This is a genomic window from Kitasatospora sp. NPDC094016 (assembly GCF_040304045.1).
Lineage (GTDB): Bacteria > Actinomycetota > Actinomycetes > Streptomycetales > Streptomycetaceae > Kitasatospora.
The window spans coordinates 1-24,597 of record NZ_JBEOUK010000059.1 but is presented as its reverse complement, the minus strand read 5'-3'; the positions used below and the strand labels follow the sequence as shown (position 1 = coordinate 24,597).

Below are 24,597 nucleotides of genomic sequence, written 5' to 3'. Positions count from 1 at the left end.
ACCGGTGCACGGGAAGCCGGCGGGCCGTCGGGCGTCGCCCGGGTCGGGGTGTGCTCGGTGGCGCTGGGCTCAGTAGCGCTGGGCCTTCACCACGACCGGGACCAGGGCCAGGTCGGCCGGCTGGCGGCTGAAGGCGATCGGACTGGCCTTCCCGCCCGGGGCCAGGTTCTCGGCGCCGACGATCGCCGAGTCGACGGCGTGGCCCGACGCATCGGTGAAGTCCACCTGGACCGCGTAGGACGCGGCCTCGCGGGTGCTGTTGACGATGGTCACGACGGCGGCGTGGAGGCCGCCGGTGGTGGATCGCGGCACGCCGGTCAGGGTGACGTCGGAGGTGGCGTTGCCGGGGCCCTCCACGGTCTTGAGCACCTCGGTCGCCTTCGCCCGGTTCTGCGCCGCCTGCGCGTCCGCCGAGGCCTCGAACGCCGAGGCGGCGGCCGCCGCCGAGGCCGAGCGCGCGGCTACCGAGGCCGAGGCCGACTCCAGCGCGGAGGCGAAGGCGGAGGGCGGCTCCCCGGAGAAGCTCGACGGGTTGGGTGCCTGCGACAGCGTCGCCCCCGCCGCGTTCGTCGGCGTCGCGGGCCCGGACGAGCTCCCGGACGAGCACGACGCCACGAGGAGGACGGCCGCTCCTGCCGCCGCGGCCAGGGCGGCCACTCGTCGCGGCAGCCGGGGGCCGCCGCCCTGGCTGGTGTACAGCGTACGCATCACGCACAACCCTCCGGTCGTCCCGTCATCCGCTCGGCCGTCGGTGGGTACGTGCAAGCCCGCAGCCGCCCGGTTCGTGCTCTCCATGCTTTGTTCTGCACGCCCGGACCACGAGCGGTGCTGGGCCGTCCGGACGGCACGGAGCCGTTCCGGCGGTCGGCGGCGGCCGGGCGAGCCGCCGGTCCGGCGCCTGCCGCCTCCCCGGCCCGCGCCCTCCCGATGCTCAGGGCACGATCCACGGACCGGCTCGACGCGACAGGACGGCTGCGGTCAGAGGAGCCGGTCGCGGTGGCGGGCGGCGGTTTCGCGGACGAGGCGGGCGAAGTTCTCGCGGCTCCGGTGCCGGTGCTGCTCGGCTCGTTCGTCGTCCAGGTGCGCGTCGTCCAGGTGCGCGTCGTCCAGGTGCGCGTCGTCCGGGTCCGCGGTGGCCGGGTCCGCGTCGTCGGTGCCGAGGTGCTCCTCGTCGAGGTCGTCGAACTCGGTGTGGAGGACCCAGCAGCCGTGGATGCCGGCGAGGAGGTCTTCGAGGAGGTCGCGGGCGGGGCGCCTGGGGTCGAGGGGGGTGAGGCGCAGGCCGGTGTCCTCCGGGTCGCTCTCCTCGTCGTCGGCGTAGTCGTCGGGGTAGTCGTCGAGGGCCCCGTCGAGGTCTTCGAGTTGTTCGCGCAGACCGGCGGGGTCGGGGAGGAGGCCGTCGGCGATGTGGAGGGCGTGGCGGACGAGGCCGGTGACGGCGTCGTGGGGGGTGTGTCCGGCGTCGAGGAGTTCGAGGACGAGGGTGGGGGTCTGGTGCGGGAGGTCCTCGATGCTGTCGGCTTCGAGCAGGACGGCGGTGGCGTCGTGGCCGGAGGCGTCGGCGGCGACCTCGGCCGCGGCGGCGAGCCAGTGCGCGGCCGCGACGGCGGCGGCGGTCGGGTCGACGTCGGAGAAGAGGGCGAGGGAGCCGAAGGGGTTCTGCTCCAGCAGGTGGTCGGCGGCGGCGACCTGGACGGGGGAGGCGTCCTCGCGGCTGAGCAGGACGGCCTGCTGGGCGCGGCCGGTGAGGTTGCCGAGTTCGGCGCTCTCGACGGCGGTGAGTTCGCTGACGGTCTCGGCGAGGACGGCCTTCGTCAACTCGGGTTGGTCGAGGGCGTGCAGGGCGCGGCCGGCCTGGTGGGCGGATTCCAGCAGGGGGCTGTAGGAGACGGTGAGCAGGCCGCCGTGGGGCAGGTTCGGCGCGGCCACGGCTTCGGCGACCTCGCTGAAGGTGTCGCGTTCCTGTTCGCGGCGCCAGCCTTCGGTATCGGGTTCGAGGGAGCCGGCGGCGCTGGCGGGGTGGGTGTAGGTGCGCCAGGCCGCCTCCGACAGGCGGGTCAGCGCGCCGGCCAGACGCAGGAGCGAGGCGCCGGCCGCGTCGGCGGGGAGGGCGGTGATCCGGGTGGCGAGGTCGCCTTCGCCGGTTCCCCAGGTGGCGATGAGCTCGTGCCGGTTCGGGTCGACGCTGTAGCGGGTCATGATGCCTACCTTCGGGGACGCGCGGCTGATTGCTCGGCTGACGGCAATTCTGGCGCATCGTCAGGTGGCGGCGGGCGAAGCCCAGCCCGGGCGCGAGCGCGGGAGCCTCGCGCCCGGTCCCGTTTCACAGCAGCAATCGGCCCCGGGTCTCGGGCATCCAGCGGGCCAGGGCCAGGGCGGACGCCGCGCTGATCGCCGCGTACACACCGAACGCCCCGCCGAGCGACAGCTCCTGCACGAGGGGGAGGAACGTGGTCGCCACGACGAAGTCGGTTCCCCAGTGGGCCGCGGTGGCCAGACTCATCAGGACTCCGCGGGCACCCGCCGGGTAGATCTCGGCGATGTAGACCCAGAAGACGGCGGCGGGGCCCACCGCTCCCGCCATGATGAAGACGCACAGCAGCGCTGCGGTCGGCGCCCCCGTGTGCCCGAGCGGCTGCGCCACCGCGATGCCGACGGCCGCGACCGCCATGACCAGCAGTCCTCCGATCATCGTCTTCCGGCGGCCGATCCGGTCGAGCAGGGCGATGGTGACGACGGTGGCGGCCACGTTGCACAGTCCGACCAGGACGGCTCCCCGGATGCCTGCGGCGGCGGTCATGCCGCTTCCGCCCAGGATGGTCGGCACGTAGTAGATCGCGGTGTTCAGACCGGTCAGATGGACCAGGACGGCGATCGCCAGTCCCAGCGCGACCCAGCGGGGACCGGCCAGCGCGCAGGCCTGCCGGAGGGTCGCGGCGGGGGCGGCGGTCGGCCGTGCGACGGTCGCGGTCGCGGGGCCGGCGGTGGGCCGTGCGGCGGTCGCCGTCGCGGGGCGGCCACCGGGGCGGACGGCTGCGCCGCCCGGGTCGGGCGGAGACAGGCGCCGGGCGGCGCTCACCGCCCGGGCGGTGTCTCCCCTGGAGTGCAGCCAGTCCGGCGACTCGGGCACCAGGCACATGCCGGCCAGCAGTACGCACGCGGGCAGGAGCCCGAGGGCGAGCATCCAGCGCCAGGCCCCCGCGGGTTCCAGGAGATAGGCCACCACGTAGGACAGCAGGAGCCCGATCGTGATCATGAGTTGGTTCAGTGTGACGAGCGCGCCGCGCCGGGCGGGCGGAGAGATCTCGGAGATGTACAGCGGGACCGCGAACGAGACGGCCCCCAGGGCGAGTCCGACGAGGAACCGCCCGGTGAGGAGCGTGGTGGGGCCCGAGGCCGCCGCCGAAGCCGCCGTCCCGAGGGCGTACACGGCCGCGGCGGCGCCGATGACCGGCCGGCGCCCGAACCTGTCCGCCAGCCGCCCGCTGGTGAGGGCGGTGAGCGCCGCGCCGAGGAGGGCGGCCGACACCACCGCCCCCTGCTGCCACGGCGACAGGGCGAAGGTGGGGGCGACCAGCCGCAGGACTCCGGCGATCACCCCGATTCCGTAGCCGAACAGCAGCCCTCCGACGGAGGCGACGCCCACGGTCAGCAGCCGTGCGGCGCCCGGGGGGACGGGCGCCGTCATGGCGACACCCCCGCGCCGCCGTCGACATGGTCGTAGGACGGGGCCAAGCCCATGGGATGCCCTTCTTCGAAGTGCCGTAGGCGGGGGTGGGCCGGGGCCGATCGGGTCGCCGGGAGTCCGCCGCCCACGCCGATGACCGAACCCGGACGCCGAGCCGAGGTGATCACCCGCTTCGCGAGCCGAGAGCAGACTACCGGCGTCACCGGCCGACCGGCCGCAACCCGAGCGCCGCCTGACCCATCGTCAGAAAACGTCTTACGGTCGGATCAACGCGAGGACCTCGTCCCGGAGGTGCTCCATGGTCTCCTGGTCGTGCGCCTCCACGTTGACCCGAAGGACCGGTTCGGTGTTCGAGGGGCGCAGGTTGAACCGAATTCCGCCCGGCAGGCCGACCGTCAGACCGTCGAGCCGGTCCGTGGTCACCCCGGCCCGGTGCCGGTAGCGCTCCTCCACCTCCCGGATCGTGGCCGCGACGTCGGCGACGACGCAGTTGAGTTCACCGGACAGCGCGAACCGGCTGTGCGCGGCGATCACGGCGGACAGTGGCCGGTCCTGTCCACCGAGGGCGGCCAACACGTGGAGCGCGGCGAGCATGCCGCTGTCGGCACGCCAGAAGTCCCTGAAGAAGTAGTGCCCGGAGTGCTCTCCGCCGAACACCGCGTCGTGCTGCGCCATGAGCGCCTTGACGTGGGAGTGCCCCACGCGGGACCGGAACGGGCGTCCGCCGTGGCGGCGGATGCTCCGCACCGTGGCCTCCGCGGTGATCAGGTTGTACACGACGGCCGAGCCGGGGTGCCGTGCCAGCTCCCGGCCCGCGATCAGGCTGATGACGGCGGACGGTGAGACCGGCCGACCGCCTTCGTCGACGAAGAAGCAGCGGTCGGCGTCACCGTCGAAGGCGAGTCCGATGTCGGCCCCCTGCCGGCGGACCTCGGCCTGGAGGTCGACGAGGTTCCTGGGGTCGATGGGGTTGGCCTCGTGGTGGGGGAACGTGCCGTCGAGCTCGAAGTAGAGCGGGACGAGGTCGACGGGCAGGCCCGCGAAGACCTCCGGGGCGGTCAGGCCGGCCATGCCGTTGCCCGCGTCGGCGACGACCTTGAGGGGCCGGATCCCGGTGAGGTCGACGAGCTGCCGCAGGTGGGCCGCGTACTCCTTGAGGAGCGGCCTTTCCGTACGGGTGCCGGGATCCGCGGCGGGTGCGGCGCGTTCCCCCGCCACGAGCCAGTCGCGGATCCGGCCGAGGCCCGTGTTCTCCCCCAGGGGGGCCGCGCCGCTCAGGCACAGCTTGATGCCGTTGTCCTTCGCGGGGTTGTGGCTGGCGGTGATCATGGCGCCGGGAAGTCCGAGCGATCCACTGGCGTAGTAGAGGTAGTCGGTGGAGCCGAGCCCGGCGTCGATGACGTCGGCACCGGCCCGGCGGGCGCCGTCGCCGAACGCCCGCACCAGCATGGCCGAGGACGGGCGCATGTCCCTGGCCACCACCACCTGCGGGGCGTTGGTGAAGCGTACGAAGAGGCCGCCGACGCGTTCCGCGACCTCACCGTCGAGTTCGGTGGGGACTTCCCCGCGGATGTCGTAGGCCTTGACCAGTCGCGCGTAGTCGGACACGGTCACCCCTTCACGAGACCGGGGCCGCGGACGCCGACCGCCGGCGACGCGCCAGGGCCGCCCGGTAGCCGTCCAGGGTGTCCGCGACCATCCTGCGGCTGCTGAACTCCCGTTCCGCCGTGGTGTACGCGTTGGCCGCCAGCTCGGCGGCCAACGCCTCGTCGGTGAGCACCCGCAGCATCCCGGCGGCCAGTGCGGGCGGGTCGGCCGCCGGCACGAGCAGGCCGTCGACGCCGTCGGTGATGACGTCGCTGATGCCGATGACGCGGGTGCCGACGACGGGCTTGCCGGCGCGCATCGCCTCGACCACGCTGAACGGAAGCCCCTCCGCCAGGGAGGGCTGGACCACCAGATCCGCCGCGGCGTAGACGGCGGGCATCGTCTCGGCCCCGAAGTCCTGGCGGAGGGTGACCAGTTCCGCCACACCGCCGCGTTCGAGCCGGCTCCACACGCTCTTCTCGTACGCGTAGTCCGAGACCCTCCCCGACAGGAGCACCCGCACCCCGGGCAGCTCCGCCGCGACCAGGGGCAGTGCCGAGGCCAGGTCGAGCTGCGCCTTACGGGCGGACATCCGGCCCGGGAGGACGACCAGCCGCTGGTCGGGGGCGACGCCGAGTTCGGCGCGCAGTGCGGAGCGCAGGTTCCGGGCCACGTCGTCCGATGGGGCGTCGGGAACGCCGTTGTGGACGAGCCTGATGCGGTCGGCGGGGGCGCCGAAGCGGGCGGCGCGCTCGGCGAAGAAGCGGCTGGGGACGAAGTGCATGTCGACGGGCAGGGTCCGGTACGACAGCAGGCACCGGCCACGGCCGAACCGCTCCAGGTCGGGGCTCTGCTCGTGCAACGAGCACACCAGCGCGGCGTCCGATTCGAGCGCCACGATGCTCGCGAGGATCAGCGCCTCATGGCTGTTGGCGTGGACGACGTCGAAGCTCTCGCCCTGGAGCACGGCCCCCAGTTCGTCGAGGACGGAGTACTGCATCTGCCGCCATCTCACCTTGTCCCGCGCGTCCACGCGGTCCGCGAAGTCGCGCAGCCGCACGACCCGCCCCGCGTCCTCCGCGCGCTCCCCGGGCAGGTCGTCCAGCCATGACCCGTCGGTCGCGATGACGACCTCGTGGCCGTCGGCCACGAGCCCTTCGCACAGCAGCCGCGCATAGGTCTCGGCCCCGCCGTGCAGGGGCTCGTAACTGGAGGTCAGCATCAGGACTTTCATCGGTCCGCCCTTTCGGTGAGCCAGGGAATGAGCCCACGGCCGGCGTCCTCGCCGGCCTCGCGCAGCGAGTCGGGGGTGCCCACGTCCCGCCAGTAGCCGGTGAGCCGGTGCGCCCCCACGCGTTCGCCGGCGGCCATCAGCGCGGGGGCGAGCTCCCTGGCGTAGTCGTAGACGACGTCCTCGGGGACGTGCGCGATGATGCGGGGGTCCAGGCAGTAGACCCCGGCGCTGATCCAGTGCGTCTCGTCGTCGGGGACGTCCGGCTTCTCCCGGGCGCCGCGGATCCGACCATCGGGGTCGATGTCCAGCACGCCGTAGCGGCGGGCCTGCCGGATCCGCGTACAGGCGAACGTCAGGGCGTAGCCGCCGCGGGTGTGCGCGTCGACGAGCCGTTGGAGCGGCTCGCCCATGATGACGTCGCAGGACGTGACGAGCACGGCGTCGAAGGCGGCCAGTTCCTCGTGGAACAGGCGCAGCGCCCCGGCGGGCCCGGTGAGGCGGGGCTCGGTCCGGGCGTGGACGGGCACCTTCGCCGTGGTGCCGCCGAGGAAGCGGAGGACCTGTTCGGCCTGGTAGTGCAGATTGAGGTAGACGTCCGTGACGTCGGTCTCGGCGCACCGGTCCAGCAGGTGCCCCAGCAGCGGCTTGCCCGCCAGGGGCAGGAGCGGCTTGGGCGTCCGGGCGGTGAGTGCTCCCATCCGGCTGCCGCGCCCGGCTGCCAGGATCATCCCCGCCAGCCTCATCCGGTCTGCCCCGCCTCGGCGGAGTCCGTCTTCTGGAGGGGGCGTGCGGTCAGCCAGGACACGACGGAGTCGACCCCGTCCTCCAGCGTCGTCCCGGCGGTCCAGCCCAACTGGGCCTGGGCGCGGGAGGGATCCAGGCACCCCCTGCGCACTTCTCCCGCCAGCGGCGGCCCGAAGCGGGGCGGCAGCGAACGGCCGGTCCGCTTCTCGACCGCCTGATGGATGTCCAGGACCGAACTCTCCTGGCCCTTACCGATGTTGATCAGACCGTGGCCCTGGTCCACGGCCCGCACGAACGCATCGGCCACGTCGCTCACATGCACGTAGTCGCGGGTCTGCAGGCCGTCCCCGTTGATGACGCAGGTCTGCCCGGAGAGCATGTGCTGCGCGAAGATGGAGACGACTCCCGCCTCACCGAACGGGGTCTGGCGGGGGCCGAAGACGTTGCCGAGGGCGAGCGCGACGTAGTCCAGGCCGTAGGTCTCGTGGTAGAGGCGCAGGTAGTCGACGGCGACGGACTTGGTCAGCCCGTAGAAGGAGCTGGGCACCCGGCCCGCGGACTCCTTGATGGGCACCCCGTCCTCACCGGCGGGCCCGTAGATCGTCCCGCCGCTGGAGGCGAACACGACCTTGCGGCTGCGGCTGCGCCGCGCCGCCTCGAGCATCCGGACCAGGCCGATGACGTTGACCTGGGCGTCCAGCAGGGGATCGCGCATCGACACCTTCACGCTGAACTGCGCGGCCAGCAGCAGCAGCACCTCGGGCGCGAAGTCCTCCACCGCGGCCGCGGTGGACTCGTCGACCACGTCGGCCGTGAGAATGCTCAGCTCGGGCCAACGGGCCTCGCTCTCGGCGAGATTGGCCCGATCGCCGGTGGAGAAGTCGTCCACCACCAGGACGCGGTGTCCCTGGGCGCACAACCGGTCGACGATGTGCGAGCCGATGAACCCGCCGCCACCCGTGACGACAACCTTGCTCATGCCTTGGTCCCCTCTCGTGGTTCGCCAATGTGGTTCACATCCGGATCCGCCGGATCACGCCGCTGGATCACGCCGGCGGATCCGCGGAGCCACGCCGCAGCCGGGCGTCGTCCTGGAGGGTGCGCGGGCCGCGGGCTGCCGGGGACACGGGTGCCGCGGTGGCGGCGGCCGTGTCCCCGGCCCGCACGACACGGTCGGGGAAGTGGCCGGGGCGCGACGCCCGAGTGGCCGTGAGTTCCTCTTCCGATGTCTTTCCGATTCTCGGCCCTCCGGGCCCTTACGCGGCGCCCTTCTTGATGCGGTATCCGACGGCCGTCACGGGGTTGTCGACGAACATGCGGTGAACCGCCGTGTCGTCGAATCCGATGGAGAGAATGTTCTGCCGCTGCTGCTCATAACCGCTCGACCCCGCGGCCACGGCCCCGTCGTCGCGCAGCCACAGCGGATTGTGGTCACTCCGGGACAGCGGCTCCTGGGCCATCGTGGCGACCTCGGTGTGGTCGGTCAGCGCGATGAGGCGGTCCACGCCCAGGTATTCGACGGTGCGCCGGCAGATTTCGAGGTCGACGTGGTACCCGTCGAAGTTGATGCACGGGTACAGGAGGGACTCGCGTGCGGATCGCAGCATTTCGGCCGGAACAGGGCCGAGCAGTTCCCGGAGGTCGGTCTTGTCCCAGTCGGGATCGAGCACCCGCCGCAGTTCGACTTCGCGGTTGACCCGCTCCTGCGGCGTGCGCCAGGAATGCGTGAAGTTCCGCGGGGTGTCGTTGTACAGATGGTCGGTCAGGACCAGGTACGGGGAGGAGTCGTAGCGGCTGTGCAGGAATTCGAGCACTTCCCGCAGTCGGACGGCACTGCGCTCGGGCGCCTCCCGGTGGAAGTGCCCCACGGCGATCCGCAGCCCCTGCTCGTAGAAGCTGGTGAGCAGGTCGGCGAAGGTGGGGCCGGCGTCGATGCGCTCGTCCAGGGCCATGGCGTCGGGCGCCATCACGATGTAGCGCAGGCCGAGCGGGCCGAGGGACGCGATGACGTCCCATTCCTTCGCCGACGGGAACCACCGTCCGGCCCGGGGTATCCCTCCCTGCGGCCCCAGCAGCGGGCCCTCGATCGCGAAACCGGCGATGTTGGGAACCGCGTTCGCCTGTTCGAGCCGGTGGTACTCCTGGAGGACCTCCACCAGGCGGGGGAGATTCTCCCGCCGCAGGTAGACGGTCGGCAGAATTCCGTACTCACGGGATTCCGCAGCCTTCTGGACCTCGGGGAGGTCCTCGGGCGAGATGGTCGAGAAATCGAAGTCATCGATTCCGTGGAAGTGGTAGAGAAGGGCCTTCACTTTTACCCTCGTTCCGTCTCGGACTATTCCTTGGACGGTTGGATTGGGTGCCGTCTCCACAGATACGGCTATCGACTTCCTGAGGCTTTTCTGATTGTCACGATCGACCTCACGAGTCGTCGCCGGGAGCAGCACGTCCTGCTGCAAACTCCGTGGACTGGCCTGCGGATGACACGGCAGCGCCAAAAGAACGGAGACTGTACGTACAAGCATCCGTCGCCCGAGGGTTGTTGAAAACCAAATCCTGGACAGTGTCCTGAAGTCACTGCGGCCTGGCGCACCTTGATGCCTTGACAGTGGTCGTACAATTCGGGGTAAGTATGTGGTGATTATGTGCTGGCGACGCCGGGCGGCACGGTTCTCGCCCGAACGCTGTTACGGGTGTTGCCATTGTTCCTCCCCGCCGGATCATGCTTTTCGCGGCCGGGATGACCGGTGATCCGGCCCTTCACCGGCGGATTCCGGAACCCGCCTGGTCAGCACCCGTAACAGCCCGTCCGGCGTCAGTGCGTGAGGAGCCGGCGGAGGAAGACGTCCGAGACGTGGTTGGTGTCGCCGGGGACGAGGGTGCCGTCCTCGGAGGTGAACAGCACGGCGCTGCCGGAGGCGTCGGTGTACGGGTTGTCCGAGGTGCCGGTGCTCGCCGTGCCGTCCTCGGCCGCGCCGGCGAGTTCGACGGCTCCGGTGGCGAGGTCGCGGCGGAACACGTTCTGCCGCCCGCCGTCGACGCCGGGGACGAGGTTGCCGGCGTCGGAGACGAAGTAGACCCAGCGGTCGTCGTAGGACATGGTGCCGCGGCCGGCGGAGCCGACCGTGGTGGTGCCGGGCAGCGGGGTGGTCACCCTCGTCACGGTGCCGGTGCGCAGGTCGCGGGTGTAGAGCTCCTGGTGGCGGTTGAGGATCGGCCCGCCGGGCGCGTCGAGGGTGTAGACGGCGTACCGCCCGTCGGGGCTGAGGGTGGCGTCCAGGCCGGTGTCGGCGAGTTGGCCGGCGGGGTCGGTGCTCGCGCCGCTGATCACCCCGGTGTGCTGGTCGAACACGTAGAAGGGGTAGGAGGCGTGCCCGAGGATCGCGGGGGAGTCGTGGTCCGTGTGGTCCCCGGGGGCTGCGGGGGTTGCGGAGGCCTGGGTGGGAGCCGGGAGCAGGTTGTACGCGCGGGACTTGAAACCGATGACGCGGCCGTCGGCGCTGATCGAGGGCAGGTAGGAGTCGCCGTTGCCCGGTTTGCCGTTCACCCCGAGGGTGACCAGGCGGGTGGTGCCCTCCCGGCGGTCGGTGACGTAGATGTTCTCCTTGGTGAAGGCGCCGACCGGCGCGAGGTCGGTCCGGGAGGAGGAGAAGGCCACGAAGCGGCCGTCCCAACTGGCCACCGCGTCACGGGAGATGCGGCCGTCCTGGCCGGTGGCGGCCGGGTCGCCGGCGGTGATCAGCTCGGTGACGCCGTCCCGGAGGTCGCGGAGGTAGACCTCCCCGCCGCTGTTGGCCCGGTGGCCGGGCAGCACGTTGGTGGCCTTGGTGCTGAACGCGACGAAGCGGCCGTCGCCGCTGATCGAGGCCTGGGTGGTGGGGGCGTCGAGCTGGGCGCCGTCCGCACCGACGCTGACGCGTTGGGTGCGGCCGCTGCGCAGGTCCCGGACGAAGACGTCCGTCACCCCGTTGGTGTCGCCGGGCACCAGGTTGGTCGCGTCCGAGGAGAACAGGGCGTAGCGGCCGTCGGCGCTCAGCCCCAGGGCGGCGGACGCGCCGTCCGGCTGGGCGCCGTCGAGGCCGACGCTCACCCGGACGATCCCGCCCGTGCGCGGATGCGCTTCGGCGGCCGGTGCGGCGAGGCCGGCCAGTACGGCGGCGAGCAGGGCGCAGCCGCCGCGCAGCAGCCCGCGCCGGGGGTGTGTGGTGGTCATGAGGTGGGGTCCTCCCCTTGGTGAGTGACGACGGCGCGGGCGGTGCCACCCTGGTGGGTGGCACCGCCCGCGCAACTGGCTGGGGAGAGCCAAACGCCCGGCGGACCGGAGGTCAACGGGCCCGCTTCCGCACTGGCAGATTCTCGCCAACTGACCTAGGGGGAAGGGAGGTTGGATACTGCTGGATGGTCAGTCGACGGCCCAGAGCTGGAGGGGGGATCCGGTGTCGGGCTGTTGGGTGGTCCGGGCGCCGTCGGCGGTGGAGGCGGTGGTGAGGAGCAGACCGCTCTTCTGGGAGGTGATCCGGTAGCCGCCGGCGGCCGGGGTGAGCTGCCAGCGCTGGTTGCCGCCGCCGGTGCAGGCCCACTGGATCACTTTGGCGCCGGCGGAGGTGGAGCCGCCGTCGACGTCCATGCACAGGTGCGACTCGCCGTTGGCGATCTGGTAGCTGCCGTCCGCCTGCCGGGTGAGCACCCAGGTCTGGTTCGGGCCGCCGTTGGGGGCCCAGGTGACCAGCTGGGTGCCCTGGGCGGTGGAGTGGCCGGGGTCGTCGAGGGCCTTGCCGGCGGCGGTCAGGGTGTGGGTGCCGTCCAGCGGGGGGTTGGGCGCGGTGCCGGTGGCGGTCAGGGTGAGGGTCTGCTCGCCGGGGCCGCGGGTGCCGCCGACGGGGTTGCCGGTGGTGTCGGCCCAACTGCGGGTCGGGGTGGTCTCGGTGGACCGGCTGTCGGTGGAGGAGAGGCCGAGGACGAGTCCGCTGTAGCGGTTGACGAGCTTGAACGTGCCGGTGGCGGTTCCGTCGGCGGACTTCCCGGGGATGACGAACCACTGCTGGCCGATGCTGGGCCCGCCCGGGCCGGCGGCGGTGGCGGTGGGGCGGGCGCCCCAGGCGCGGCCGGCGGTGGTGGTGGAGTCGACGCCGAGCAGGCGGCCGGTGGCGGCGTTGGTGATCCGGTAGGAGCCGTCGCCGTTGGTGGCGAAGCTCCAGGACTCCAGGGCGGAGCCGGTGCCGGCGGCCAGCGAGGTGGTGGCCGGGCCGCCGGCGACCTGGGCGAGGACCCGGCCGTCGGCGTTGCCGATCCGGTAGGTCCTGCCGGGGTCGACGGGGGGAGCGGCGGGCGCGGAGCCGTTGATCGTCACGTCCACGTACTCGCCGGACGCGCCGTTGGAGCAGCCGAAGGCGCAGTACGAGCGGAAGGTCTTGCCGACGACGGTGCTGTTGGTGCGGTTGGCGCTGTCGAGGAACCAGCGGTACCAGGACGCGGTGTGGTAGCCGCCGGTGTCGCCGATCGGCACCCACTTCTGGCCGGCGAGGTCGGCGGTGGCGTAGTACTGCTGGGGCGCTGAACCACTCTGGTCGACGGCCTGCGGCTCGGCGATGTACAGCCCGAGGTAGGCGTTGTAGGTGATGTCCATGACGAACAGCGGTGAGGTGGGGGGCATCGTGCCGGCCGCGACCTGCTGGGCCACGGTGCCGGTGTTCGCCGGGTCGTACTCGTCGGCGACCGGGGTGTAGCCGGTGGGGTGGGCGGAGTCGGCGGGCACCAGGTTGCTCTCCCGGCCGCCGGTGCCGGGCTGCGACCACGCGCCGTCGTACCACTTCTGCCACGAGTCGGGTGCCATCTTGGCGGCGATCGGGGCCCGGGCGACGTGTTCGTGGAAGGCCTTCCAGCTGCCGCCCTTGTCGACGATCCGCGAGCCGTAGAAGACGTAGAAGTAGCCCGAGGCGGTGTCGACGAAGAGGCGTTGGTCGCCGTCCCCGTAGTCGAAGGTCTGGTTCGGGAAGGCCGCGGTGTCGCCCCGCCGGGTGCTGTAGGGCGAGGTGATGGCGTGGTCCTTGATGGTCCACGTCCGGCCCTGGTCGCTGGAGACGGCGTAGTCGATGGCGTCGAAGTGGAGTCCGTCGCCGAAGGGTTGCGGGGTGAACTCGTTGTGCACCAGCCCGTACCAGTCGCCGGTGTCCGGGTCGACCCAGATGCCGGAGAGGTCGCAGTAGTTCTTCTGGGCGTAGCCCGACCCGGCGGGCGCGGAGGTCGAGGTGAGGCCGGTGGGGCTGTTGTTGCAGCGCCAGGTGGTGTCGTTGTTGCGGTCCTTGGGGTTGGCGGGGTTGACGGCGTTGCTGAGCGCGCTCGACCGGGTGGCGGAGTCGAAGTCCGTGCCGGTGAAGAAGTCCCAGTACCGCGGGTCGTTCGCGCCGTAGAGCGCGGCGGACTGCTGGAAGTAGAAGGTGCCGTCCTTGTCGGTGTACGGGACGGCGGGGGTGTCGGTGGGGTGGCCGTAGCCGACCGGCTTGCCGACGCTCACGGTGTACGGGGCGGTCGACGGGCCGCCGGCCGGGGCGGCCGGCGGTTCGGGGGCGGCCGACGCGGACGGGGCGAGGCCCGCGCTCAGCGCCAGGAGGGCGGGGGCGAGGACGGCGGCGAGTGCTCTGCGGGGTGGGGCGGACACGAGGTCTCCTTCGGTGCTGCACCGTCGGGGCGGGGTGGGCGGTGCTTCTCGGGCCCGCCGGTCGTCGTTGGGGGCGCGACCGCCGAGGCCGACGATGGCATGCAGTATCCGGCCCTCCTGCGCGCAACTGTCAACACCTCTGAGCAACAAATTGCGCAGACGGGTTCCATGGAGTGCTTGAAGATGCTTGAATCTGGCCAGAAAGAAGCAGGTATCAGCAACTATCACGTGGAGGTGGCCGATGGCGACCCATGTCGAGGCCGAGATCGCCAGCCAGCCGGACTGCTGGCGCCGCGCGGCGGAAGTCGCGGCGGCGGAGTGCACGGCGCTGCCGGAGGCCGGTGAACGGGTCGCGGTGATCGGTTGCGGGACGTCACTGTTCATGGGCCAGGCGTACGCCGCCATGCGGGAGTCGAGCGGACAGGGCGTCACGGACGCCTTCGCCGCCTCCGAGTTCCCGGGCGTCCGCTCGTACGACCGCGTGATCGCGCTGACCCGCTCCGGCACCACGACCGAGGTCCTGGCCCTGCTGGAGCGGGTACGCGGAAAGGTCCGCACCGCGGCCGTCACCGCCGACCCGCGGACGCCCGTGATGACCGCCGCCGACGACATCGCCGTGCTGGACTTCGCCGACGAGCGGTCCGTGGTGCAGACCAGGTTCGCCACCACGGCGCTCACCCTGCTGCGGGCCCACCTGGGCCTGCACACCGAGGCGGTGGAGGCCGACGGCCGGGCGGCCCTGGCGGAGCCGCTGCCCGAAGGCCTGGTGGACTGCACCCAGTTCACCTTCCTCGGCACCGGCTGGACGGTCGGGCTGGCGAACGAGGCCGGCCTCAAACTGCGCGAGGCCGCGCTCGCCTGGAGCGAGGCGTACCCGGCGATGGAGTACCGGCACGGCCCGATCAGCATCGCCGCGCCGTCCACCGCCACCTGGATGCTGGGCGCCGCACCGGTGGGCCTGGCCGAGCAGGTCCGGGGCACCGGCGCCCGCTGGATCGAGGGCCGGCTCGACCCGCTCGCCGAACTGGTGCGCGTCCACCGGCTGGCCGCCGCGCTGGCCGCCGCGAAGGGCCTGGACCCGGACCAGCCGCGCAACCTGACCCGGTCCGTGGTGCTCGCCGACTCATGACCGACCAGCCTCGGCTCACGACCGACCAGCCTCGGCTCACGACCGGCCAGCCTCGGCTCACGACCGATCAGCCTCGGCTCACGACCGGCCGGCGTCAGCCCGTGCCCGACCGGCGCCAGCCCATGGCCGGGCAGCGCCTGGTCGTCGCCGTGGACGTCGGCGGCACCGGCATCAAGGCCGCCCTGCTCGACCGGGAGGCGGCCGTCCGGTACCAGGTACGGCGCGCCACCGGGCGCGAACGGGGCCCGGAGGCCGTCGTGGCCACCGTCGTCGACCTGGTCGCGGACGTGCGGCGGGAGGCCGGGCGGCAGGGCGCGGAGGTCGACGCCGTCGGCCTCGCCGTTCCCGGCATCGTCGACGAGGCCACGGGGACGGGCGTCTACTCCGCCACGATCGGCTGGCGGGACGTCCCCTTCCGGGAACTCGTCGCCGAGCGCACCGGCCTGCCCGTGGCCGTCACCCACGACGTGCGCGCCGGCGGCGTGGCCGAGGCCCGGCTCGGAGCCGGGCGCGGCGAGGAGCGCTTCCTGTTCGTCCCGGTCGGCACGAGCATCGCCGCCGCCGTGATGACCGGCGGCCGCGCCCTGCCCGGCGCGCACCACCGGGCCGGGGAGATCGGCCACCTCGTGGTGCGCCCGGGCGGGGAACCGTGCGCCTGCGGGGCCCGGGGCTGCGCCGAGACCTACGCCTCGGCGGCCGCCGTGGCGCGGCGCTACACCGAGGTCACCGGCCGGCCGGCCCTCGCACCGGAGGTGGCGCGGCTGGCCGCCGAGGGGGACGGGGCGGCCGGCGCCGTCTGGCAGGAGGCGGTCGACGCCCTGGCCGACGCCCTGCTGACGGCCGTCCTGGTGCTGGACCCGCCGCTGGTCGTCCTGGGCGGGGGCCTCGCCGAGTCCGGCGACCTGCTGCTCGCCCCGCTGGCCGCCGCGCTGGCCGCCCGCGCCCGGATCCAGGTCGCGCCGCGCCTGGTGCCCGCCGCGCTCGGCGACCAGGCCGGCTGCCTGGGCGCCGGACTGCGCGCCCTGGACGCTGCGGCCGGCCGCGAGGCCCCGGAAGGGAGCCCGGCGCCGTGATCGTCACCGTGACCCCGAACCCCGCCCTGGACATCACCTACGGCGTGCCGGCGCTGCGCCCGCACACCAGCCACCGGGTGGCCTCCGTCCACGAACAGGCCGGCGGCAAGGGCGTGAACGTGGCCCGGGTGCTGCACGGTCTCGGGCGGCGCACCACCGCCGTCCTGCCGCTCGGCGGGCCCACCGGCGCGGCGCTGCGGGCCGACCTCGACCGGGCCGGCATCGCCTGCCTGGGCGTCCCGCTCGCCGCCGGCACGTCGACCCGGCGCACCGTCGCCGTGGTCGACGCCGTCGACGCCACCGTGCTGAACGAGCCCGGACCGGAGCTCTCCGCCGAGGACTGGACGGCCCTGCGTACCGCCGTCCGCGGCCTGCTCCCCACCGCCCGGGCCCTGGTGCTGTCCGGGAGCCTGCCGCCGGGCCTGCCGGGCGACGCCTACGCGGACCTGGTCCGCCTCGCCCACGCACAGGGCGTGCCGGTCGTCCTGGACGCCGACGGCGCCGCGCTCACCGGGGCACTGGCGGCCGGGCCCACGGCCGTCAAACCGAACGCGGTCGAACTGCGCCGCGCCACCGGCATCGCCGACCCGCTCCGCGCGGCACACGCCCTCGTCGACGCCGGCGCCCGGGCGGTGGTCGCCTCGCTCGGCCCCGACGGGCTCCTCGCCGTCACCCCGGACGGCAGCTGGCGGGCCCGCCTGCCCCCGGAGACCGACGTGCGGGGGAACCCGACCGGCGCGGGGGACGCGGCGGTCGCGGCGCTGGCCGCGGCCCTCGCCGACGGCACGCCGTGGCCGGCGGCGCTGGCCCGCGCGGTGGCCCTGTCGGCCGCCGCCGTCCAGGCCCCGTACGCCGGCCGATTCGACCAGCAGGCCTATGACGGCCACCTCCCGCTGGTCCGGGTCACCCCGGCCACGCCCTCCGCCGGCTCAGCCCCTTCCGACTGAACAGCCCCACCCGACAGGAGAGTTCATGCCCCTGGCAGCCACCGGCGGCCTCGTCGCCCGGGCCGCGGCCCGGCACGGCGCCGTCGCCGCCTTCAACGTCATCACCCTGGAGCACGTCGAGGCCGTCGTCTCCGCCGCCGAGACCGCCGGCACCGCGGTGATCCTCCAGGTGAGCGAGAACGCGGTGCGCTTCCACGGCGGGCGGCTGGCCCCGCTCGCCGCGGCCGCCGTGCGCTGCGCCGAGCCCAGCACCGTCCCGGTGGCGCTGCACCTGGACCACGTGAAGACCGGCGTCCTGCTCCGCCAGGCCGCCGAATGCGGGTTCAGCTCGGTGATGTACGACGCCGCGCACCTGCCCTACGCGGAGAACGTCGCCGCCACCCGCGAGGCCGCCGTCTGGGCGCACGGCGCCGGGCTCTGGCTGGAGGCCGAACTCGGCGAGGTCGGCGGCAAGGACGGCCGGGGGCCGCTGGACGCCCACGCACCGGGAGCCCGCACCGACCCGGCAGAGGCGCGGCGCTTCGTCGAGGAGACCGGCGTGGACGCCCTCGCCGTCGCCGTCGGCAGCTCCCACGCGATGACCTCCCGCGACGCCAGGCTCGACCACGACCTGCTCGCCGCCCTGCACGGGGCCCTCGACGTCCCGCTCGTCCTGCACGGCTCCTCCGGAGTCCCCGACGACGAACTGCGCCGCGCCGTCCACGGCGGCATAGCCAAGGTCAACATCGGCACCGCTCTGAGCATCGCCATGACGACCGCCGTCCGGTCCCACCTGGCGGCGGACGAGCGGGGCGTCGACCCCCGCGCGTACCTGGCCGCGGGCCGCGGGGCGATCACCGAGGCCGTCGGCCGGCTCCTGCCCGTCGTCGCGGGGACCGCCGGATGACCGCGCCCCGGCCGACCCCGTCCCCCGAACCACCCCCACGAGGACCGCTCATGCTCCAGATCGACCGGACCGGGTTCACGCTCGACGGGCGCCCCCTGCGCCTGCTCTCCGGCGCCCTGCACTACTTCCGCAGCCTGCCCGGGCAGTGGCCGCGCCACCTGCGGATGCTGCGGGCGATGGGGCTCAACACCGTGGAGACGTACGTCCCCTGGAACCTGCACGAGCCCCGCCCCGGCGTGTACGACTTCACCGGCATCGCCGACCTGGAGGCCTTCCTGCGGGCCGCCGCGGACGCCGGACTGCACGCGATCGTCCGCCCGAGCCCCTACATCTGCGCCGAATGGGAGAACGGCGGCCTGCCCTGGTGGCTCCTGGCCGAACCGGGCACGGCGGGCCGCGGCCTGCCGCTGCGCACCGGCGACCCGCGGTTCCTGGCCCACGTCGACCGCTGGTACGACACGCTGATCCCGATCCTGGCGGCGCACCAGACCACGTGCGGCGGAAACGTCCTGATGGTCCAGATCGAGAACGAGTACGGCTCCTACGGCACCGACCGGGCCTACCTCGCCCACCTCGCCGACGGTCTGCGCGCCCGCGGCATCGACGTCCCGCTCTGCACCTCCGACGGGCCGGAGGACTTCTTCCTCACCGGCGGCGCCCTCCCCGGCCACCTCGCCACCGTCAACTTCGGCAGCCGCGCCACCGAGGCCTTCGCCGAGCTGCGCCGCCACCGCCCCCAGGACCCGCCGATGTGCATGGAGTTCTGGAACGGCTGGTTCGACCACTGGGGGGAGCCGCACACCACCCGCCCGGCCGAGGACGCCGCCGCCGCCCTGCGCGAGATCCTGGCGGCCGGGGCCTCCGTCAACCTCTACATGGCCCACGGCGGCACCAACTTCGGCACCTGGGCGGGCGCCAACACCGCAGACCCGCGTACCGGCCGGGGCTACCAGCCGACCGTCACCTCCTACGACTACGACGCCCCGCTGGACGAACGAGGCGCCCCCACGGCCAAGTTCCGGGCCTTCCGCGAGGTCCTGGCGGCGTACGCGGACGGCCCGGTGCCGGAGCCCGAGGAGCTCCCGGCCACGCTGCCGGCGTGCCGGGTGGAGCTCGACCGGGCCCTGCCGCTGGCGGACGTGGTGGACCACCTGTCCACCGGCGAGGTCCGCTCCGCCGTCCCGCTCTCCTTCGAGGAACTCGGCCTCGCGCACGGCCTCGTCCGCTACCGGACCACCATCCCCGGCCCGCGCACGGCGTACCCGCTGACCGTCGAGGGGCTCGCCGACCGGGCCCACGTCCGCGTCGACGGCACCCACCTCGCCACCCTGGAACGCGACGTCGAGCACGAGCCCCTGCTCGTCCCGGTGCCCGGCGCGGGTGCCCGGCTGGAACTGCTGGTCGAGTCGATGGGCCGGGTCAACTACGGCGCCGGGATCGGCGACCGCAAGGGGATCGCCGGGGCCCTGCACACCCAGCAGTACCTGCACGGGTGGACGGCCGACCCGATGCCGCTGGCCGACGGGACGCCGGACCGGCTCCCCTGGGACGCGGCCGGCGCCCCGGCCGGCGGCCCCGGCGCGGCCTTCCACCGCGGCACCTTCGAGGTCGGGGAGCCCGCCGACGGCTACCTGGCGCTGCCGGGCTGGGGCAAGGGCTACGTCTGGGTCAACGGCTTCCTGCTGGGCCGCTACTGGGACCGCGGACCGCAGTGCACGCTCTACCTGCCCTGGCCGGTTCTGCGCAGCGGGACGAACGAGATCACCGTCCTCGAACTCGACCGGTCCGGCGAACCCGCCGTGCACCTGGTGGCCCGGCCCGACCTGGGCTGACACCCCGTGCACCCGGCCCGCCGCCTGGCCGTCCGCGCGACGGGCCGTGTCGAAACCGAGACCGCTTCGTGCTCCGAAGCCCTAGGAAGATGCTCGATATTGAGCAATACTCATCCGAACTGCGCACCATGGAGCAGGGGGTGGTCCGATGGGCACGCGGCCACCGACGCCCGGACCGGGCCCGGACCAGGATCCGGCCCTGGATCCGGCCCCGGAGCCGGACCCGGTCCGGTGAGGAAGCCGCCGACGCGCGGCGGCACTCCCGGCCGGCCCCGGAACCTCCGGAACCCGGGCACCCTGCCGACCCCCACCGCACCCGCACCCCCACCGCACCGCACCCTCACCGCACCGCACCCGCTCGCGCCAGCCGCCGTCCACCCGACGCCGCGCCGCGATGGCCGAGGGCCAGTACACGTAAAGGACGAGATCCTCATGCCGAAGACACGAATCCGCACCCGCCTGCTGGCCGCCGCCGCGACGCTGCCGCTGCTCGCCGGCATCGCGGCCTGCGGCTCGGGCGGTGACGGCGCCTCGGGCGGCAAAGGCTCCGCCGAGGTCACGTTCTGGGGCTGGGCGCCGGGCTATGAGGAGGCGGTGGCCCAGTACAACGCGGCCCACCCGGACGCCAAGGTCAAGTTCGAGAAGATCGTGTCGGGCAGCAAGGGCGGCTACGCCAAGATCTTCGCGGCGGTCAAGGCCGGCAACGCCCCCTGCCTGGCCCAGGTCGGCTACGAGTCGCTGCCCAGCTTCGTCGTGGAGGGCGCCGTCCAGGACGTCAGCGGCGAGGCCGGGCAGTACCAGTCGCAGTACGGGGACGGCGCCTGGAACGCGGTGAAGGTCGGCGGCCAGGTGTACGGCATCCCGGTCGACGTGGGCCCGATGGCGCTCTACTACCGCACCGACCTGTACGCCCAGTACGGCCTGAAGCCGCAGGCCACCTGGGAGGAGTTCGCCGCAGACGCCGCCAAGGTGCACGCCGCCAACCCCAACGGGTACCTGAGCGTGTTCAACCCGGACGACCCGTGGTGGTTCGCCGGCATGTCCGCCCAGGCCGGTGGCAGTTGGTTCGGCACCGACAGCAAGGGCTGGAAGGTCTCGCTCGCGGGCGACCCGGCCACCGCCAAGGTCGCGAAGTACTGGCAGGGCCTGATCGATCAGGGCCAGGTCAAGTCCGAGCAGGGCTTCAGCCCCGACCTCTACAAGGACCTCCAGGACGGCACGCTCGCCGCCTACCCCGGCCCGGTCTGGTTCTCCTCCATCCTCGAACAGAACGCGGCGCAGGCGTCCGGCAAGTGGGCGGTCGCCCCGATGCCGCAGTGGCAGGACGGTGCCAAGTCGGTCGGCAACGACGGCGGTTCGTCCACCGCGGTGGTCAAGGGCTGCAAGAACACCGCCGCCGCGCTGCGCTTCGCCAACTGGATGAGCACGGACGCCGCCGCCGTCGGCACCCTCGTGGACAAGGCCGGCATCTACCCCGCCTCCACCGGCGGCACGTCGGTGCCGGCGCTGGCGAAGCCGAGCGCCTACTTCGGCAACCAGCCGATCTTCGACGTCTTCAAGCAGGCGACGGCGCAGGCCCCCAAGTGGAGCTGGGGCCCGACCATGACCCAGACCTCCAGCGACCTCACCGACGCCTTCGGCGCGGCCGTCGCCGCCCACGGCGACCTGACGGCGGCGCTGGGCACGGTGCAGAACAAGACCGTCGACGCGATGAAGTCCAAGGGGCTGACGGTCACCGCCGGCTGACCGGCTCGCCGGCGGACCCCGCGCGGTCCGCCGGCCCGGGCGCGTCCGACACCCCCGACGCGCCCGAGGGACCGACCACCGCCCGCACGAGAGAGAACCCCAGATGAGCGCAGCAACCCCGGCGGCGCCGGGCCGCACCGCCCCGAAGGCCGCCACCGCACGACGGAAGCCGTCCCGCAACCGCGCGGCCCTCGGCTTCCTGGCCCCCTTCGGCCTGCTGTTCACCGTCCTGTTCCTGCTGCCCATCGGGTACGCGCTCTGGCAGAGCCTGTACCGCGTGGAGCGCTCCGGCCTCGGCTTCGGCCCGGCCAGAACGGTCTTCGCGGGGCTCGACAACTACACGGCGGCCCTGGGCGACGGCTCGTTCCTCGCGGGCGTCGGCCGGGTGCTGCTCTTCGGCGTGGTCCAGGTCCCGGTGATGCTCGGACTGGCCCTCGGCCTCGCCCTGCTGATCGACGCCAAGGGCACCCGGCTGCGGAAGTTCTTCCGGCTCGCCTACTTCCTGCCGTACGCGATCCCGGGCGTCGTGGCCACCATCCTCTGGGCGTTCCTCTACCTGCCCGGTACCAGCCCGCTCGTCGCCGGACTGAGGGACATCGGCATCGACGCCGACTTCCTCTCCTCCGGCGCCGTCCTGTGGTCGATGGCCAACATCGTCACCTGGACCTGGACCGGCTACAACATGCTGGTCATCCTCTCCGCCCTGCAGGCCATCCCCAGCGAGCTCTACGAGGCCGCCGACCTCGACGGCGCCGGCCCCTGGCGGACCGCCTGGCACATCAAGATCCCGCTGGTGGCCCCCGCCCTGGTGCTGACCGGGATCTTCTCCATCATCGGCACCCTCCAGCTCTTCACCGAGCCGATGGTCCTGCACTCGCTGGCCTCGACCGTCTCCGCCGACTACACGCCCAACATGGCGGCGTACAACGCGGCGTTCGGCACCAACGACTACGGCAAGGCGGCGGCCATCGCCGTCCTGCTGGCCCTGGCCACCTGCGTCCTGTCCTTCACCTTCCTGCGCCTCTCGGTGCGCATCACCGGAAACCGGGTGACCGCATGAGCACCGCCGACCTCCGCCGCCCCGAGACCGCCGGCCCGGCGCGCCGCCGCCCCGCCGGGCCCGCCCCACTGGGTGCCCCCGGCCGCCGGCCGCGCCCCAACGTCCTCGGCACGGCCGTCCTGTTCGTGCTCTCCGCCTACTTCCTGCTGCCCGCCTGGTGGCTGCTGGTGGCCTCCACCAAGAGCAGCAGCGACCTGTTCGGCAGCGGCGGCTTCTGGTTCTCCACCCTCCACCTCGGCGACAACCTGCACGACCTGGCCACCGCCAACAACGGGCTCTACTTCCGCTGGCTCCTCAACACCGTGCTGTACGCGGGCGTCGGCGCCGCGGCCGCCACCCTGCTCGCGGCGATGGCCGGCTACGCGCTCACCAAGTACCGGTTCCGGGGCCGCGAGGCGGTGTTCAACACGATCCTCGCCGCGGTGCTCGTCCCCGCGCCGCTCCTCGCCCTGCCGGTCTACCTGCTGCTGTCCAAGGCCCAGCTGGTCAACACCGTCTGGGCGGTCCTGCTGCCCAGCATGGTCAGCCCGTTCGGGGTCTACCTCAGCCGGATCTACGCCGCCGCGTCCGTCCCGGACGAGATCCTGGAGGCCGCCCGGATGGACGGCGCGGGGGAGTTCCGGATCTTCTTCACGGTGGTCCTGCGGATCTTCTCGCCGGCGCTGGTGACCATCTTCCTGTTCCAGTTCACCACCATCTGGAACAACTTCTTCCTGCCGCTGGTCACGCTCTCCGACCAGAAGCTCTGGCCGGTCAACCTCGGCCTCTACTACTGGAACGGCCTGCGGGACCACACCCCGTACAACCTGGTCGTCACGGGCTCGCTGGTCTCGGTCGTCCCGCTGGTCGTGGCCTTCCTGCTGCTGCAGCGGTTCTGGCGCACGGACCTGACGGCGGGCGGCGTCAAGGCCTGAACCGGGCCCGGGCGTGGTCGGTGGATCAGGCCACCCTCGGGCCCGTCGGCGGTCAGGCCCGCAGGACCCGGACGCCGCAGCCGGTGACGGCCCGCTGCTGCGCGTCCGTCAGGCCGTCGTCCGTCACCAGGTCGTGGACGTCGGAGAGCGGGCAGATCCGGGCGAAGGTGACCTTGCCGACCTTGGTGCTGTCGGCCAGCACGACCGAGCGCGCGCTGCTGCGCAGGAACGCCCGGTCGGTCTGGGCCTCCATCTCGTCGTGCGTGGTGCAGCCCTCCTGCGCCGTCAGGCCGTCGACCCCGATGAAGGAGATGTCCAGGTGGTACTGCGAGAGCATCCGGTCGGCGGCCGGGCCGACCAGTTCGTAGCTGGCCGTGCGGGCGATGCCGCCGATCACCACGAGACGCACCTCGGGGCGGACGATCAGGTCGGCGGCGATGTTCACCGCGTTGGTCACGACGGTGATGCCGCTGCGCTCGGCGAGCACCCGGGCGAGCTCGCTGGTGGTGGTGCCGCCGCTGAGGCCCACCACCGCCCCCTCCGGCACGAGTTCGGCCGCCGCCAGGGCGATCCGGCGCTTCTCCTCCCGCTGCTTCTCGCCGCGGTGGCGCAGCGGCAGTTCGAGGTTGACCGAGCCGGTCACCGCGCCGCCCCGGGTGCGGTGCAGCAGCCCCTGCTCGTGGAGCTCCTGGAGATCGCGGCGCACGGTCGCGGTCGAGACGTCCAGGAGTTCGGCGAGCGCGTGCACATCGGCGCTCCCCGCTTCGGTGACGTGCGAGAGGATCCGGGTAGCGCGATCAGCTTTGAGCATGACGCGATTCTAGCCCGGTCGGGAGCCAAACCCCTGGGTGGCGCCGGGTCGGGCTGATTCCGGCGAGCAGGTCGCAGGTCTGGTCGTCCGCTCGAATCTGACTATCATGGCTATGAAACAAGCAACTTCACTCAGTTCTACGGCTGCCTGGCGCAGCGCCGGAGGTGACCGCGTGACAGCGGACCGCATGTCCCTGGCCGGCGCCCGGCTGGTCCTGCCCGGCGGCGTCGTCGAGGGCGGCCGCCTGGCCGTCGAGGGCGACCGGATCGCCGGCCTCGGAGGCGAGAG

19 protein-coding genes and 1 pseudogene are annotated in these 24,597 nt (G+C 73.1%); 8 read left to right on the top strand and 12 right to left on the bottom strand.

Features of this window, described 5'->3' with window-relative positions; genetic code table 11:
• Positions 1-69: 69 nt before the first annotated feature.
• The 11 genes and pseudogenes from ABT015_RS34375 to ABT015_RS34330 form a co-directional block, all read right to left on the bottom strand.
• Complete coding sequence (locus tag ABT015_RS34375; protein WP_350886265.1) at positions 70-708, bottom strand: hypothetical protein; 639 nt, start codon at positions 706-708, stop codon at positions 70-72.
• A gap of 270 nt (positions 709-978) precedes the next feature.
• Positions 979-2,199 (bottom strand): hypothetical protein, encoded by a 1,221-nt coding sequence (locus ABT015_RS34370; protein WP_350886263.1) that lies wholly within the window; start codon positions 2,197-2,199, stop codon positions 979-981.
• A 124-nt stretch (positions 2,200-2,323) separates the two neighbouring features.
• The gene (locus tag ABT015_RS34365) at positions 2,324-3,688 is read right to left on the bottom strand and encodes a sugar porter family MFS transporter (protein WP_350886261.1); all 1,365 of its coding nucleotides are present in this window, start codon (positions 3,686-3,688) and stop codon (positions 2,324-2,326) included.
• A 255-nt stretch (positions 3,689-3,943) separates the two neighbouring features.
• Positions 3,944-5,296, bottom strand: a complete 1,353-nt coding sequence (locus ABT015_RS34360) for a phosphomannomutase/phosphoglucomutase (protein ID WP_350886306.1) — start codon at positions 5,294-5,296, stop codon at positions 3,944-3,946.
• Between the two features lie 10 nt (positions 5,297-5,306).
• On the bottom strand, positions 5,307-6,497 hold the full coding sequence (locus tag ABT015_RS34355; RefSeq protein ID WP_350886259.1) for a glycosyltransferase family 4 protein: 1,191 nt from the start codon (positions 6,495-6,497) through the stop codon (positions 5,307-5,309).
• A gap of 8 nt (positions 6,498-6,505) precedes the next feature.
• Positions 6,506-7,237, bottom strand: a complete 732-nt coding sequence (locus ABT015_RS34350; protein ID WP_350886257.1) for a nucleotidyltransferase family protein — start codon at positions 7,235-7,237, stop codon at positions 6,506-6,508.
• Between the two features lie 11 nt (positions 7,238-7,248).
• Positions 7,249-8,232: an NAD-dependent epimerase/dehydratase family protein gene (locus ABT015_RS34345; RefSeq protein WP_350886255.1), complete on the bottom strand. Its 984-nt coding sequence runs from the start codon at positions 8,230-8,232 to the stop codon at positions 7,249-7,251.
• Positions 8,233-8,509: 277 nt separating this feature from the next.
• Complete coding sequence (locus ABT015_RS34340) at positions 8,510-9,712, bottom strand: hypothetical protein (RefSeq protein WP_350886253.1); 1,203 nt, start codon at positions 9,710-9,712, stop codon at positions 8,510-8,512.
• Positions 9,713-9,918: 206 nt separating this feature from the next.
• A pseudogene (locus ABT015_RS38070) lies at positions 9,919-10,060 on the bottom strand (IS256 family transposase); the annotation flags it as partial.
• Between the two features lie 8 nt (positions 10,061-10,068).
• On the bottom strand, positions 10,069-11,466 hold the full coding sequence (locus tag ABT015_RS34335; RefSeq protein WP_350886251.1) for a TolB-like translocation protein: 1,398 nt from the start codon (positions 11,464-11,466) through the stop codon (positions 10,069-10,071).
• 189 nt (positions 11,467-11,655) lie between these two features.
• On the bottom strand, positions 11,656-13,911 hold the full coding sequence (locus tag ABT015_RS34330) for an RICIN domain-containing protein (RefSeq protein WP_502897468.1): 2,256 nt from the start codon (positions 13,909-13,911) through the stop codon (positions 11,656-11,658).
• 241 nt (positions 13,912-14,152) lie between these two features.
• Between ABT015_RS34330 and ABT015_RS34325 the strand changes: the two genes are divergently transcribed.
• From ABT015_RS34325 to ABT015_RS34290, 8 genes are all read left to right on the top strand, one after another.
• Positions 14,153-15,040, top strand: coding sequence for an SIS domain-containing protein (locus ABT015_RS34325; RefSeq protein ID WP_063345963.1), 888 nt, complete (start codon positions 14,153-14,155; stop codon positions 15,038-15,040).
• 101 nt (positions 15,041-15,141) lie between these two features.
• On the top strand, positions 15,142-16,113 hold the full coding sequence (locus ABT015_RS34320; RefSeq protein WP_350886249.1) for an ROK family protein: 972 nt from the start codon (positions 15,142-15,144) through the stop codon (positions 16,111-16,113).
• Positions 16,110-17,060, top strand: coding sequence for a 1-phosphofructokinase family hexose kinase (locus ABT015_RS34315; protein ID WP_350886247.1), 951 nt, complete (start codon positions 16,110-16,112; stop codon positions 17,058-17,060). The genes ABT015_RS34320 and ABT015_RS34315 overlap by 4 nt, the downstream gene beginning before the upstream one ends.
• Positions 17,061-17,085: 25 nt before the next feature.
• Positions 17,086-17,946 carry a class II fructose-bisphosphate aldolase gene (locus tag ABT015_RS34310; RefSeq protein WP_350886245.1) on the top strand — a complete coding sequence of 287 codons (861 nt, stop codon included), beginning with the start codon at positions 17,086-17,088 and terminating at the stop codon, positions 17,944-17,946.
• A gap of 50 nt (positions 17,947-17,996) precedes the next feature.
• On the top strand, positions 17,997-19,778 hold the full coding sequence (locus ABT015_RS34305) for a glycoside hydrolase family 35 protein (protein WP_350886243.1): 1,782 nt from the start codon (positions 17,997-17,999) through the stop codon (positions 19,776-19,778).
• A gap of 432 nt (positions 19,779-20,210) precedes the next feature.
• A complete protein-coding gene (locus ABT015_RS34300; protein ID WP_350886241.1) occupies positions 20,211-21,524 on the top strand; it encodes an extracellular solute-binding protein in 1,314 nt (437 codons plus the stop codon).
• Positions 21,525-21,627: 103 nt separating this feature from the next.
• Complete coding sequence (locus ABT015_RS34295) at positions 21,628-22,584, top strand: carbohydrate ABC transporter permease (RefSeq protein ID WP_350886239.1); 957 nt, start codon at positions 21,628-21,630, stop codon at positions 22,582-22,584.
• Positions 22,581-23,498 (top strand): carbohydrate ABC transporter permease, encoded by a 918-nt coding sequence (locus tag ABT015_RS34290; RefSeq protein ID WP_350886237.1) that lies wholly within the window; start codon positions 22,581-22,583, stop codon positions 23,496-23,498. The genes ABT015_RS34295 and ABT015_RS34290 overlap by 4 nt, the downstream gene beginning before the upstream one ends.
• A gap of 52 nt (positions 23,499-23,550) precedes the next feature.
• Here the strand turns inward: ABT015_RS34290 and ABT015_RS34285 are convergent, their stop codons facing one another.
• Complete coding sequence (locus ABT015_RS34285) at positions 23,551-24,309, bottom strand: DeoR/GlpR family DNA-binding transcription regulator (RefSeq protein WP_350886235.1); 759 nt, start codon at positions 24,307-24,309, stop codon at positions 23,551-23,553.
• Between the last annotated feature and the right edge of the window lie 288 nt (positions 24,310-24,597).

What these genes read in the sequence shown, in the direction of transcription:
- ABT015_RS34300 (WP_350886241.1), top strand. Translation starts at nt 20,211, where the DNA reads ATGCCGAAGACACGAATCCGCACCCGCCTGCTGGCCGCCGCCGCGACG.
- ABT015_RS34365 (WP_350886261.1), bottom strand. Translation starts at nt 3,688, where the DNA reads ATGACGGCGCCCGTCCCCCCGGGCGCCGCACGGCTGCTGACCGTGGGC.
- ABT015_RS34335 (WP_350886251.1), bottom strand. Translation starts at nt 11,466, where the DNA reads ATGACCACCACACACCCCCGGCGCGGGCTGCTGCGCGGCGGCTGCGCC.
- ABT015_RS34345 (WP_350886255.1), bottom strand. Translation starts at nt 8,232, where the DNA reads ATGAGCAAGGTTGTCGTCACGGGTGGCGGCGGGTTCATCGGCTCGCAC.
- ABT015_RS34350 (WP_350886257.1), bottom strand. Translation starts at nt 7,237, where the DNA reads ATGATCCTGGCAGCCGGGCGCGGCAGCCGGATGGGAGCACTCACCGCC.
- ABT015_RS34290 (WP_350886237.1), top strand. Translation starts at nt 22,581, where the DNA reads ATGAGCACCGCCGACCTCCGCCGCCCCGAGACCGCCGGCCCGGCGCGC.
- ABT015_RS34370 (WP_350886263.1), bottom strand. Translation starts at nt 2,199, where the DNA reads ATGACCCGCTACAGCGTCGACCCGAACCGGCACGAGCTCATCGCCACC.
- ABT015_RS34375 (WP_350886265.1), bottom strand. Translation starts at nt 708, where the DNA reads ATGCGTACGCTGTACACCAGCCAGGGCGGCGGCCCCCGGCTGCCGCGA.
- ABT015_RS34325 (WP_063345963.1), top strand. Translation starts at nt 14,153, where the DNA reads ATGGCGACCCATGTCGAGGCCGAGATCGCCAGCCAGCCGGACTGCTGG.
- ABT015_RS34285 (WP_350886235.1), bottom strand. Translation starts at nt 24,309, where the DNA reads ATGCTCAAAGCTGATCGCGCTACCCGGATCCTCTCGCACGTCACCGAA.
- ABT015_RS34310 (WP_350886245.1), top strand. Translation starts at nt 17,086, where the DNA reads ATGCCCCTGGCAGCCACCGGCGGCCTCGTCGCCCGGGCCGCGGCCCGG.
- ABT015_RS34295 (WP_350886239.1), top strand. Translation starts at nt 21,628, where the DNA reads ATGAGCGCAGCAACCCCGGCGGCGCCGGGCCGCACCGCCCCGAAGGCC.
- ABT015_RS34305 (WP_350886243.1), top strand. Translation starts at nt 17,997, where the DNA reads ATGCTCCAGATCGACCGGACCGGGTTCACGCTCGACGGGCGCCCCCTG.
- ABT015_RS34355 (WP_350886259.1), bottom strand. Translation starts at nt 6,497, where the DNA reads ATGCTGACCTCCAGTTACGAGCCCCTGCACGGCGGGGCCGAGACCTAT.